Genomic DNA, 11,795 nt, shown 5'->3' on the forward strand with positions numbered 1-11,795 from the left:
CGGCTCGACTGGCGCTCAGGGTTGAAGGGATTTGAACAGCTTGCGCAGCAGACCGGGGGGCGACGCTTCACGGGGTTCGGCAGCCGGGCCAAGGCCCAGGACGATACAGCTGATATTGTCTCTGCCGCCATGGCTATTGGCCAGCCCCACCAGTTGCTCGACCATCATTTCGAGCGTGGCCGCCTCAGCGCAACAGCGCTGGATGGCAGCGTCGTCCAGCTCGCTGGTCAGCCCGTCGCTGCACAGCAGCAGCAATTCGTCCGGCGCCAGTCGGACGCGCAGCAGACCGACTTCAGGCGCCTGCCCGACCTGCCCCAGGCACTGCAGAATCACGTTGCGGCGCGGGTGCTCACGCGCCTCCTCGGCGCTCATCCGGCCAACGTCGACCATGGCCTGGACCCAGCTGTGGTCGTGACTGAGCTGCTCGATATGTTCACTGCCGATGCGATAGGCGCGGCTGTCACCAACCCAGGCCAGCTCGAACTCATCCCCGTTCAGGCGCACGGCAACCAGCGTACTGCCCATACCCGCCTCGCCCGCAACAGGTTGCGCCGCCGCGGCGATAGCCAGGTGGGCTGCATGCACCGCTGCAAATAGCTCCTCGCCCTGTTGCAGGGCGCCCACCAGTTCCTCCAGCGCCAGGGCACTGGCCACCTCGCCACGCGCGTGCCCGCCCATGCCATCGGCCAGCGCCCACAGCCCCAGATCGGGACGGCAGGCCAGGGCATCCTCGTTATGCGTGCGTACCTGGCCGGCAACGCTCTGCGCAGCGAAGACCACGGATACAGGGGAAGGCTGAGACACGCGGCGAATCCTTGAGCAAAATGCGATTGCCCATGATGCGGCGCCACGAACGGGCTGTCACCGCCCGCAAGGCCGTAAATGCGCAACCGTTAACCAAAATACGATGGTTAAATAAGCCGCCAGATCCGCCACCTGAACCCATGACCTCACCGCGTTTTCGCCGCTTGCCCCTGCAGTTGCGACCTCTGGTCGACAAGTTCTACCGCGACCACCGCTCGCCGATGCGCAGCCAGGCGGGGGATGAACTGTGGGTGGCGGAAAACGCCAGCGAGATCGTCGCAACCCTGAGCCTTCGCCCTGTAGCGGGAGGAGAGTGGCTGACTGGCCTGTTCGTCGCCCCCGCGCTGCGGCGCCAAGGCGTGGCAGCGGCATTGCTCAGTCACAGCCTGGCGCTACATCCCGAGCCAGTCTGGCTGTTCTGTCATCCCGAGCTGCGCAGCTTCTATCAGCGCCTGGGCTTCGAGGACTGTCAAGGCCTGCCGACCGAGCTGGCCGTGCGGCTGACCCGCTATCAGCGCAACAAATCGCTTGCCTCGCTGCGCATCCACTGAGCAGCCTGTCGGTCTGGGCGAAAATACTGGCACTTTGCCCAGGAATGCCCCTTGCCATTAGCGGTCCATGCTCTGCATGCTTGCGTCATAACAACGAAAAGTAATGCCATGCCGACCCAGACCGCTCGCCTGCTCAAACGCCTGCGCAATGACTTTCAGCTGTCGATCATCACCCTGATGGGACTTTTCGGCGTGATCGGCATCTCGCCCTATGCCGTCTACCGCCTGCTGGAAGGCAACTACCTGGTCGGTATCGCCGACACCATCATCGTCCTGTCCACGCTCTTTGCCGTGCGCTATGCCTGGCTCACCCGGGATACGGTCAAACCTGGCATTTTCCTGGCAGCCGTGTTCTCTATCGCCGCCACGCTGATCGTCATCAATCTGGGGGTCAATGGCCTGTTCTGGATCTATCCGCTGATCCTGTTCAACTTCTTCATGGTCACCCCTGGCAAGGCCTTGCTCGCCAGTTCGCTGGTTCTGGGCAGCCTGACCAGCCATGCTCTGCTGATACCCGGCAGCGTGTTCGAAAGCCACTACCAGATGGTGTCGTTCCTGGTCACCTGCATGATGGCCAGCGTGCTCAGCTTCATCTTCGCCTTCCGCACCCGCAACCAGCGCGACCAGCTGCAATCACTGGCCATTCATGATCCGCTGACCGGCGCGCGCAACCGCCGGGCGATGAACGAAGAATTGAAGATTGCCATGGCCAGCCATCGCCGCCACAGCGACAGCTACGGCTTGCTGGTGATGGATCTGGATCACTTCAAACAGATCAACGACCGCTTTGGCCATCATGTCGGCGACCAGGTACTGGTGGCCTTCGTTGAACTGATCATGCGCTGCTCGCGCAAGGAAGACCGCCTGTTTCGCTTCGGTGGTGAAGAATTTCTGCTCTTGCTGCCCAACACCGACACAGAGGGTCTGCGCACTGCCGCACGGCATCTGCTGGACAAGGTCGCCAGTGAACTGCAGAGCCCGGGCGGCGCGGTCACCGTCTCCATCGGCGGCGCCATTCTGCATAGCGGCGAGCATTGGGAAAACTGGCTGCAGCGCGCCGATGAATGCCTGTACCGCGCCAAGAGCGAGGGACGCAATCGCGCGGTGATCGCCGACGCGCCAAACGGTCAGAGCAAGGCTGCCACCAGCCACTGAGGCGTCAGCGGCTACGCTGCTGCTGATAACTGCCACTGCCTGGCTGACGCTCAATGATCAGCCCGCCCGGGTATTCGGTGCTCTGGCGGATGCCCCCACGGCTTTCGCTGGAATAGCTGCCATAACTGTTTTCCTGACGCACGCTGCCCTGCGGCAAACGCTGACCGCCGTAGAGATTGTGCTGCTGATAACTGGACGAGCCCGAGACGCTGCCACTGGCACCGGGGCTGACGTAGCTCTTGGGAATGACCCGAATGGTCTGCGGCTGATCAGCGAACGCAGCGCTGACGAACGCCGTCGCCAGGATCAATACGAGGGAACGAATGAACATGAGCAACTCCCATCTGAGTCAGGGCCAGACGTCACGCGCCTGAGCCGAAAATCATCATCACACCGGCTTTGACAGCAACGCGAGGGAATTTTCAGCACTGATACGACAAAGGGTCAGCCGAAGCTGACCCTTTGCTGGAAATGGTGCCGGAGATAGGAATCGAACCTACGACCTTCGCGTTACGAGTGCGCTGCTCTACCGACTGAGCTACACCGGCGGGAAAACGTCGGCATTATGCGAGTTGCCACGCTCGCGCTCAAGTCGCTGGAGCATCAGCTGTCGAGTAGTTCGATGCGGTCGTCGTGGATGCGGATCAGCCCCTGCTTGTAGAGGCCACCGATGGCCTTCTTGAAGTTGCCCTTGCTGACCCGGAAATGCTCGGAGATCAGTTCCGGCGGGCTCTTGTCACCCAGCGCCAACACGCCGCCCTGCGCACGCAGGCGTTCGATGATCTGCTCGGCCAGGCCACTGGCGGCTTCATGACCGATGGGCTGCAGGCTCAGGCTGATCTTGCCGTCGGCGCGCAGCTCTTTGATGTAGCCCTTCTCGCGCATGCCGCTGCGGATGAACTTGAACAGCTCGTTCTTGTGGATCAGGCCCCAGTGCTTGCCGTCGATGATGGCCTTGAAGCCGAGATCAGTACGCTCGACCACCAGTAGGTCGACCTCCTGGCCGACCTGGTAGTTGGCCGGCACTTTATCCAGGTGACGATCCAGGCGCGCGGTGGCGGTGAGGCGGCGGGTGCGTTTGTCCAGATAGAGGTAGATCACGCAGTAGTCGCCGATCTGCAGGGGGCGCTTCTCTTCGGAATGCGGCAGCAGCAGGTCCTTGGGCAGGCCCCAGTCGAAGAACAGGCCGACGCGGTTGATGTCCACCACCTTGAGGCTGGCGAACTCACCGAGCTGGATCTTCGGTTTTAAGGTGGTGGCGATCAGCTTGTCTTCGCTGTCGAGGTAGAGGAACACGTTGAGCCAGTCCTCGACTTCGCTCGGCGTGTCCTTGGGGATGTAGCGCTTGGGCAGGAGGATTTCGCCGTCCGCACCACCGTCCAGATACAGACCGAAGTCGGTGTGCTTGACCACCTGCAAAGAATTCATCCGCCCAATCAAGGCCATCGCGTTTCACCTCACCAAAACAGCCGGCCATTCTACCCGAGTTAATCCGCGACCGGGCCGGCGTCGTAGCGAATCGACGACCGGTCGAATGGTGGTGTAAGTGGCTGGGAAACAAGCCATAAGTTGCCGCGAAAAGCTGGCCAGGCGCAGCCTTATGCTATTCACCAGAGCGATTAACCAAGCAGAAAGGAGCTGATTGAGGCATAATGGCCGGCCGCCCTTCTGAAAGAGATCAAGGTCATGGCCACCCTGCGCGTGAAGTCCTCCTCCAGCAAAGTCAGCAAACCCGCCCCAGCCGTGGAAACCCGCGAGTCCATCGAGGCGCAGATTGCAGCCTTCCTGCAGGGCGGCGGCGAGATCCAGCAGATCGCCAAGGGCGTCAGCGGCCAGACTTACGGCGGCACTCGCCAGATCACCATCAGCAAGAAGTGATCGCTTCGGGTGCGCATTGCGCACCCAGCCCCTCCCTCATTATTCGCTCGCCAGCCCCAGGCGCAGCAACTGCCCTTTCGGCGCATCCGTCAGCACATAGATATAGCCGTCCGGCCCCTGCCGTACGTCGCGTACCCGTGCGTTCAGCGATTCCAGCAACCGCTCCTCATGGGTGATCTTGTCGCCGTCGAGCTGCAGGCGAATCAGCGCCTGACCGGAGAGCGCACCGATGAACAGGTTGTGCTGCCAGGCCGGGAAACGCTCGGCATCGTAGAACGCCATGCCGCTGATGGCCGGTGATTTTTCCCAGACATGATGCGGCGGCTCGGTGCCCTCCACGGTTTTGCCCTTGGCCTCGGGAATCGCCAGCATCGAATAGTTGATGCCATGCGTCGCCAGCGGCCAGCCGTAGTTCTTGCCGGCCTCGGGAATGTTGATTTCGTCGCCACCACGTGGGCCGTGTTCATGGGTCCACAAGCGGCCACTCCAGGGATTGAGTGCCGCGCCCTGCTGATTGCGATGGCCGTAGGACCAGATTTCCTTGCGCGCGCCGTCGCGGCTGGTGAAGGGGTTGTCCTCAGGAATGCGCCCGTCCGGGAAGATCCGCACCAGCTTGCCTTGCAGCTTGTCGAGGTCCTGCGCGGTAGGGCGATTGTTGTTGTCGCCCAGGGCGATAAACAGATGGCCGTCGCGGTCGAACACCAGCCGCGAGCCGAAGTGCGTGCCACTGGACAGCTTGGGTTGCTGGCGGAAGATCACCTCGAAGCCTTCCAACGCCATGGCATCGGCCGACAGCTTGCCGCGCCCTACGGCCGTACCTGCGGCGCCGTCGCCCTCCTCGGCGTAGGCCAGATAGACCAGGCGATCCTCGGCGAAGTCAGGCGACAGCACCACGTCGAGCAAGCCGCCCTGGCCGACGGCGAAGACCTTGGGCACGCCGCGCAGCGGCTCGGACACTTCCCCATCGGTGCTTACCCGACGCAAGGCACCTGGCCGCTCGCTGACCAGATAACCCTGCCATCCGGCAGAAAGGCGACGGCCCAGGGGTTGGCCAGACCTTCGGCGACGGTGTGAACGTTCAATGGCCCCAGCTCGGAGCTCAGTTGGCGGTCTTCGGCGAAGCTGTACTGATAACCGAACAGGGCGAGCAGACCAAGGACTGCGAGGGGTTTCAGGCGCGGCATCGTGGCGTCTCCATGCGTCAGACAAGCGGCCATAGTGCAACAGCCCCTGAGCCGTGGCAGCCCCGCAAAAGTTTCCTCAGGTTTCAGTCCGTCAGGTAGCGCCGCTCGATACGCTGGTAGTCGCCGCTCTCTCTGAGCATACGAAGGCCCTCGTCGAAACGCCGACGCTGTTCGTCCCGGCGGAAGCCGACTCGGTATGGCGTCGGTGGGAAAATATCGAACCAGGCCAGTGGCTGGGTCACGTCGACCTGATCATCCACCTCGCGGTCCAGGTAGCGGATGATGCGCTTGTCGCCCACCACCACATCGGTGCGGCCGCTGTAGAGCAGGCGATTGCGATTGATCTGCAGCGCCTCCTCACGGTAACGCGGATTGTTCATGGCCATGCGCTCGAACTCGGGGCCCATGAGCAGTCGTGCACGCTGGAAGGCACTGACCGCGTACTGGCCGAGGTCAGCGATCTGCTCGATGCGATATCCGCGCTTGGCCAGCGCCACCGCCACGTTCTGGTAATGGATGTAGACGTCCGAATAGAAGGCCTGCACGCCACTGCGCTCATGAGTGGTGGTGATGGCGTCGATCTCACCACGGCGCAGCATCAGGTGCAGACGCTCCATGGGCGCGTAATAGGCGGTCAACTCAAAACCGGCATTGCGCGCAGCACGCTCCACCAGCTCATATTCCAGGCCGCGCGGCTCACCTTCGTAGACATAAGGCGGCTTGTGCGTACCAAAGCCGACATGCAGCACCTCGGCCGCAACCGTTGCGCTCAGGCACGCCAACATCAATCCCAGCCACCATCTGGCCATCGTCTACCTCGTTATCGGACCCGCCAGAGCATAGACGCCTGACTACCTTCATAAGCAGAGTGGATGCCGGCTGATTCATTCCGCTTTGCCCTATCGAGGCTAGACTGGCTGCACGCATTTTGCGCCTGCCTTCAGGAGACCAAGACCATGCTCAAAGCCGAATACCAACAGCGCGGCCCGGTACCGCAAGACGTGATCAGCGCAGTGCCACTGCAACTGCCGGAGCCCGCTGCCGGGCAGGTGCGGGTCAAGGTATTGGCTGCACCGATCAACCCGTCCGACATACTGACCCTGACCGGCGCCTACGGCATGCTGCCGCCACTGCCGGCCGTGGGCGGCAACGAAGGCGTCGGCAAGGTCGAGGCACTTGGTGAAGGCGTCAGCAACTTCAAGGTCGGCCAGACCGTGTTGCTGCCGGTCGGCTGCGGTACCTGGGTCACGGCCCTGAACGCCCCGGCAGAGAAACTCATCCCGCTGCCGGATGCCGACCCGCTGCAACTGGCCATGCTTACCGTCAACCCGCCAACCGCCTCGCTGCTGCTCAGCGAATTTGTCGACCTCAAGCCGGGCGACTGGGTGATCCAGAACGCCGCCAACTCCGGCGTCGGCAGCTACCTGATTCAGTTGGCCAAGCTGCGCGGTTTCAAGACCATCAACGTGGTACGCCGTGATTCGGCCATTGCCGCTGTCGAGGCCGAGGGCGGTGACCTGGTGCTGGTGGACGGCCCGGATCTGGCCAAGCGTGTGCGCGCAGCGACTGGCGGCGCCGAAGTTCACCTGGGTATCGATGCGGTCGGCGGCGTCAGCACCGACAACCTGGCCGCAGTGCTGGCCAACGGCGGCGTATTGGTGAACTACGGCATGATGAGCGGCCAGGCCTGCCAGGTCTCTCCCGCCGCCTTCGTGTTCCGTGACGTGACCCTGCGCGGTTTCTGGCTGGCCAAGTGGTTCCAGCAGGCCAGCCCGGCGCAGCAGATGAAGGTGTTCGGCGAACTGGTGCAACTGATCGCCAGCGGCAAGCTGAAGACCCGCGTCGCGGCGACCTATGACCTGGCACACATCAAGGACGCTGTCGCGGCGGCGGCCAGCGGCGAGCGCGACGGCAAGATTCTGCTGGTGCCCTGAGACTGACAGTGCACCCTGCCTCCAAAGTGCACCCGGCGCCCCCGTTCCCATGGGGCGCCCTCTCTCCTACCGCCCCCCGCAGCGCACTGCCTGCGGCGAGTACGCCCTGTGCAGGGCAGGCCACTGCCATTCGCCTGCTTTATCCGCAGCGTGAAACTGCTCAGCCAAAGCAGCTCATATCTGTAGGGAATAAGGCAAAGTACTTTTCCCACGCTAGAATCTATGGGCTTGGTCATTTTATGGCCAATGGCCAATACCCCGCTGACTCGCCGGACTGTCACTGATGGAAACGCCGCAGCCCCCGCAAAGGTAGCCACCCTGGCCGATATCGCCGACAACCTGCTGGCGCCGCCCGCGCTGCCGGGGCACAGCGTTAGCGGCGAGCAGTATCTGTATTTCACCGAACGCGATATCAAGCGCATCCTCGATAACCTCGATGGCCTGCGCAACATGGTGTTCCCGCTGGGCGAGCCGCTGGACGAAGGCGAGTGAAGCCGCATTCAGCAGTTTCCCTCTGTGTACCTGATCGGCCTCGGCCGCTGCGGCTCGAACATCGCACTGGACGTCGCCTCCCTGGTCTACAACGCGCGCCAGTTCTATCTGGAAGAGTTTCACAGCGAAGCCACTGCCACCATCGAGCAGGCCTCACGCCCCAGTCGCTGGATTCGCAGCAATCTGTTGCGCACGCCGCCCGGTATTCCTGATCGAGCCGCTGGTGATGCTCGGCGACCTGGACAAGGACATCGCCGGGCGCATCCGCTTCTCGCGCAAAGGCGAGATGAGCGGTTTTCTCGACGATTACAGCAAGATGAAGATCATGGACCTGTCCGAGGTGCATGCCGGCGGTGCCGGCAACACGCCGATCCTCGTGGCCAAGATCATCCTCAACAAGGACACCCGGCGCTTCTCCAACGAAGACTGGAAGTTCATCCACAGCTACCTGATCGACTCCTGCGGGATCAAGGCCAACCAGTCGCGCCTGTACTTCTATATCTTCAGCGCCGGCGGCGGCACCGGCTCGGGCATGGCCTCGGAGTTCGGCCTGGCGCAGCAGTTCGCCTACATGAGCAAGACCTTCGACAGCAAGACGCCGGACGATGGCGAGGCCGAACGCGAACGTGGTTTCGTCTTCGAACCGATCTTCACCAGCGGCATCTGCATCCTGCCGAACATTTCCGACCAGCGCAGCGAGATGTCCGAAGCCCTGCATATCAATGCCGGCCGCCTGCTGTGCAAGTACCTGGCCGAGGCATGGGACTTCTCCTACAACTTCGACAACGAGCAGAACAGCGCTGAAAACGTGATGCGCCGCATCCGCCCGTGGAACGCGATGATGCTGATCTCCAACGACATCATGCGTTAAGCCAAGGAAAGCGGTGACGGCAGCATCCACAACATCGACGTGACCGCCATGGAGCGCCACGCCAACCAGTACATCTCGCAGCAGATCTTCAACATCCTCACCGCCCAGGCGGTGACCAGCGACTACGACCAGAACTACTTGCGCCGCGCCGGCATCGACATCGGCGAAACCATCCGCCTCGACGCCAACGACCTGTTCATGAGCCTGGCCGGCCCGGTGGCCGTGGCTTACGCCGAATCCGTGGTGCCCGAACAGCACACACAACTATCGGAAAAATTCCGTGTACTGGACAAGGAACAAAGCCCGCCACGGCTGAACATCAACGACCTGTTCTTCCGCTCCATCGACCTGCCGCACTTCAACAAGGTCACCCAGGCCATCGAAGGCATCAGCCTGCTGCCGATCGAGTCCAAGCGCTATCGCCAGGCGCTGGAGCAGTACAAATCCAGTGGCTACGACGCTACGGAGCTGAGCGAACTGCATTTCTTCAAGAACTGCTCCTCGGTGCTGTCCATCGTCTCGCTGTCCAAGGACTACAAGCTGTCCTACATGGATCTGAACCGCCTCAAGACCCACCTCAACAACCTGTTCCCCAACACCACGCTCAAGCGCTACGCGCTGGTGATTGGCGCTTCGGCCAACCTCTCGCTGACCACCCTGATCGTCAAGAGCCCGTGCCTATCGGACGACTTCCTGACCCTGATCGTCGCCTACATCAAGTGCTGCTTCGCCCGCGACCAGTACCGCTTCGACGACAGCCTGGACGACGCCATACTCGACTTCATCGTCGCCGAGCGCTTCGATGAGGCCAGGCTCGACGCCATGCTCAACGAGCACCAAGACCCGGCGAAGATCCTCGACACCAACTGGTATGCGATCAAACCGATGTACGAGAAGAAGTAGCGCGAGCTGATCCACGACACGGAGAAATTCGTTTCGATCAATGACATCCGACTGACACGCGAAAGCGTCAAACAGGCGATCAAGTACCTGCGCGAAATCTATCGCCACCACATCGGCAAGACCCGGGTGATCTCGCTCAACGATTACGGCAAGTAGCCGCCCGCCCGCGTGGACGAGAACCCGGCGCAACGCCGGCAGGCAGGGCGGGCATAAGCATGCCCGCCCCTGCACGAATGCATCAGGTGCACTGCTGCCACTGCACCAACCAGCCCAGGCTGGCCTGCGTGCCCTCCTCGCCCGGCTTGTATTCGGCGCCCAGCCAGCCGCTGTAACCGCTGCCACGTAAAGCACCGAGCAGCGCGGGGAACGCCAGCTCGCCGGTACCTGGCGCGCCGCGCCCCGGCACGTCGGCGAACTGCACATGACCGATGCGCCCGGCCAGCAAGCGCATTCCTGCGGCCACGTCCAGCTCCTGACGCGCCATATGGTAGAGGTCGTACTGTGCGGCCAGATTCGGGTGATCCACTGCGCGCAGCAGCGTATCGAGATGCTCCGGCGTATTGATCAGGAAACCCGGCATATCGATCGTGTTAATCGCCTCCACCAACACGCGGATGCCCAACGTCGCGAAGGTCTCGGCGCTCTTGCGCAGGTTGGCGGCCAGGCAATCCAGCGCCTGCTCGCGGCTCACGCCTTCGGCCAGGCGGCCGGGCAGCACATTGATGCAGGCCGGGCGCGCCATGGCGGCGTAGGTCAGCGCCTCCTGCAGCGCCGCGTCGAACGCGTCCTGGCGCGCCGGCACGCTGGCCAGGCCGGGGCCGCCGCTCATCAGATCGCCTGCCGGCAGGTTGATCAGCACCAGCGGCAGCGCGGTCAACTCCAGCACTTCTTTCAGGGCGACGGCCGGCAACTCGTAGGGAAACTGAATTTCCACGCCATCGAAACCCGCCGTCATCGCCGCCAGCACGCGCTCGCGCAACGGCAGTTCGGTGAACAGCATGGACAGGTTGGCAGCGATCTTCATGGGCATTGCTCCCGCAGCAGTTCCACCAGGGTGGCAGGGTCGCGCTCAAGAAAGCCCTGGCTGCCGTGCAGGCGCATCAACTGCGCGGCCAAGCCGCTCATGGGCGTGGCGCTGCCCTGCTCACGGGATAGTTTGACCGCCGTATCTAGGTCCTTGAGCAGCGTGCGTACATGCCACTTGATCGGTTCGAACTGGCTGGCGGCCATCTGTGGCGCGAGGATCTGCAGCGGCTTGGAGTCGGCGAAACCACCGGCCAGCGCCGGGGCGATCAGGCTGGCGTCGACGCCGGAGCGCTCGGCCAGCGCCACCACTTCGGCGATCACCAGCGCGTTGCAGGCCACGATCATCTGGTTGCACACCTTGGTCACCTGCCCGGCGCCCACCTCGCCCATGCGCGTCAGGCGCTGGCCCAGATGCGCCAGCACCGGGCGCACACGCTCCACATCCTCCTCCCGGCCGCCAGCCATGATCGCCAGCGTGCCGGCCTCGGCACCCGGCGTACCACCGGAAACCGGCGCATCCACCCAGCGCATGCCAGTACGTGCCTCCAGCTCGGCGGCCATCTCACGGGTGGCCGCCGGCTCCAGGCTGGAAAAGTCCACCAGCAACTGCCCCGGCCGCGCACCCTCGACGATCCCGCCCGGGCCGAACACCACCTCACGCACCACCTCGGTATTGGCCAGGCAGAGCATCACCACATTGGCATCGCGACACAGTTCGGCAGGGTTCTCCACGCGATGCGCGCCCTGCTCCAGCAGCGACGCGCATTTGTCCGACGTGCGGTTCCACAGGGTCAGCGGGTAGCCTGCGGCGAGCAGGCGGCGGGTCATCGGCAGGCCCATCAGACCAATCCCGGCGAAGGCCAGGGCGGGAAGCGTTGCGGTCATCGATCAACTCCAGGCAGTTCGTATCCAGCGCGCATCTTAACCCCGGAGTCAGCGCGCGCGTGCTGCAAGCGCGTCGTTCGGCCACTATACTGCGCGCGCCTTCCCCGCTATT

At 63.0% G+C, this 11,795-nt stretch carries 10 protein-coding genes, 1 tRNA gene and 2 pseudogenes; 5 read left to right on the forward strand and 8 right to left on the reverse strand.

What is annotated here, in order from left to right; genetic code table 11:
- Window positions 1-15: 15 nt before the first annotated feature.
- Entirely contained in the window at window positions 16-804 is a 789-nt protein-coding gene (locus N5J71_RS00105) for a PP2C family protein-serine/threonine phosphatase (RefSeq protein WP_074856319.1), read from the reverse strand.
- A 140-nt stretch (window positions 805-944) separates the two neighbouring features.
- Here N5J71_RS00105 and N5J71_RS00110 point away from each other — a divergent pair, with 140 nt between their 5' ends.
- Together N5J71_RS00110 and N5J71_RS00115 are read left to right on the forward strand one after the other, a co-directional pair.
- Window positions 945-1,355, forward strand: coding sequence for a GNAT family N-acetyltransferase (locus tag N5J71_RS00110; RefSeq protein WP_074856318.1), 411 nt, complete (start codon window positions 945-947; stop codon window positions 1,353-1,355).
- Between the two features lie 108 nt (window positions 1,356-1,463).
- Complete coding sequence (locus N5J71_RS00115; RefSeq protein WP_279916031.1) at window positions 1,464-2,510, forward strand: GGDEF domain-containing protein; 1,047 nt, start codon at window positions 1,464-1,466, stop codon at window positions 2,508-2,510.
- 4 nt (window positions 2,511-2,514) lie between these two features.
- Here N5J71_RS00115 and N5J71_RS00120 read toward each other — a convergent pair whose 3' ends face one another.
- From N5J71_RS00120 to N5J71_RS00130, 3 genes are all read right to left on the reverse strand, one after another.
- Window positions 2,515-2,841: a hypothetical protein gene (locus N5J71_RS00120; RefSeq protein ID WP_075748944.1), complete on the reverse strand. Its 327-nt coding sequence runs from the start codon at window positions 2,839-2,841 to the stop codon at window positions 2,515-2,517.
- Window positions 2,842-2,982: 141 nt separating this feature from the next.
- Window positions 2,983-3,058, reverse strand: a tRNA-Thr gene (locus N5J71_RS00125).
- A gap of 55 nt (window positions 3,059-3,113) precedes the next feature.
- The gene (locus N5J71_RS00130) at window positions 3,114-3,956 is read right to left on the reverse strand and encodes a CvfB family protein (protein ID WP_084342003.1); all 843 of its coding nucleotides are present in this window, start codon (window positions 3,954-3,956) and stop codon (window positions 3,114-3,116) included.
- Between the two features lie 240 nt (window positions 3,957-4,196).
- Between N5J71_RS00130 and N5J71_RS00135 the strand changes: the two genes are divergently transcribed.
- The gene (locus N5J71_RS00135) at window positions 4,197-4,388 is read left to right on the forward strand and encodes a PFL_1563 family small protein (RefSeq protein WP_003462311.1); all 192 of its coding nucleotides are present in this window, start codon (window positions 4,197-4,199) and stop codon (window positions 4,386-4,388) included.
- A gap of 39 nt (window positions 4,389-4,427) precedes the next feature.
- Here N5J71_RS00135 and N5J71_RS00140 read toward each other — a convergent pair.
- Together N5J71_RS00140 and N5J71_RS00145 are read right to left on the reverse strand one after the other, a co-directional pair.
- Window positions 4,428-5,572, reverse strand: a pseudogene (locus N5J71_RS00140) (PQQ-dependent sugar dehydrogenase).
- 83 nt (window positions 5,573-5,655) lie between these two features.
- Window positions 5,656-6,357 (reverse strand): substrate-binding periplasmic protein, encoded by a 702-nt coding sequence (locus N5J71_RS00145; RefSeq protein ID WP_084342002.1) that lies wholly within the window; start codon window positions 6,355-6,357, stop codon window positions 5,656-5,658.
- Window positions 6,358-6,528: 171 nt separating this feature from the next.
- On the opposite strand from N5J71_RS00145, the gene N5J71_RS00150 reads away from it, so the two are divergent.
- Complete coding sequence (locus N5J71_RS00150; protein ID WP_257597590.1) at window positions 6,529-7,506, forward strand: zinc-dependent alcohol dehydrogenase family protein; 978 nt, start codon at window positions 6,529-6,531, stop codon at window positions 7,504-7,506.
- Window positions 7,507-7,887: 381 nt separating this feature from the next.
- A pseudogene (locus tag N5J71_RS00155) lies at window positions 7,888-9,928 on the forward strand (hypothetical protein); the annotation flags it as partial.
- Window positions 9,929-10,010: 82 nt separating this feature from the next.
- Here the strand turns inward: N5J71_RS00155 and N5J71_RS00160 are convergent.
- Both N5J71_RS00160 and N5J71_RS00165 read right to left on the reverse strand, forming a co-directional pair.
- Entirely contained in the window at window positions 10,011-10,796 is a 786-nt protein-coding gene (locus N5J71_RS00160) for a hydroxypyruvate isomerase family protein (RefSeq protein WP_104729005.1), read from the reverse strand.
- The gene (locus N5J71_RS00165) at window positions 10,793-11,683 is read right to left on the reverse strand and encodes an NAD(P)-dependent oxidoreductase (RefSeq protein ID WP_003462323.1); all 891 of its coding nucleotides are present in this window, start codon (window positions 11,681-11,683) and stop codon (window positions 10,793-10,795) included. The genes N5J71_RS00160 and N5J71_RS00165 overlap by 4 nt, the downstream gene beginning before the upstream one ends.
- Between the last annotated feature and the right edge of the window lie 112 nt (window positions 11,684-11,795).

Source organism: Ectopseudomonas oleovorans (assembly GCF_029845265.1).
Lineage (GTDB): Bacteria > Pseudomonadota > Gammaproteobacteria > Pseudomonadales > Pseudomonadaceae > Aquipseudomonas > Aquipseudomonas oleovorans.

What these genes read in the sequence shown, in the direction of transcription:
- N5J71_RS00145 (WP_084342002.1), bottom strand. Translation starts at nt 6,357, where the DNA reads ATGTTGGCGTGCCTGAGCGCAACGGTTGCGGCCGAGGTGCTGCATGTC.
- N5J71_RS00150 (WP_257597590.1), top strand. Translation starts at nt 6,529, where the DNA reads ATGCTCAAAGCCGAATACCAACAGCGCGGCCCGGTACCGCAAGACGTG.
- N5J71_RS00165 (WP_003462323.1), bottom strand. Translation starts at nt 11,683, where the DNA reads ATGACCGCAACGCTTCCCGCCCTGGCCTTCGCCGGGATTGGTCTGATG.
- N5J71_RS00115 (WP_279916031.1), top strand. Translation starts at nt 1,464, where the DNA reads ATGCCGACCCAGACCGCTCGCCTGCTCAAACGCCTGCGCAATGACTTT.
- N5J71_RS00130 (WP_084342003.1), bottom strand. Translation starts at nt 3,956, where the DNA reads ATGGCCTTGATTGGGCGGATGAATTCTTTGCAGGTGGTCAAGCACACC.
- N5J71_RS00110 (WP_074856318.1), top strand. Translation starts at nt 945, where the DNA reads ATGACCTCACCGCGTTTTCGCCGCTTGCCCCTGCAGTTGCGACCTCTG.
- N5J71_RS00160 (WP_104729005.1), bottom strand. Translation starts at nt 10,796, where the DNA reads ATGAAGATCGCTGCCAACCTGTCCATGCTGTTCACCGAACTGCCGTTG.
- N5J71_RS00120 (WP_075748944.1), bottom strand. Translation starts at nt 2,841, where the DNA reads ATGTTCATTCGTTCCCTCGTATTGATCCTGGCGACGGCGTTCGTCAGC.
- N5J71_RS00135 (WP_003462311.1), top strand. Translation starts at nt 4,197, where the DNA reads ATGGCCACCCTGCGCGTGAAGTCCTCCTCCAGCAAAGTCAGCAAACCC.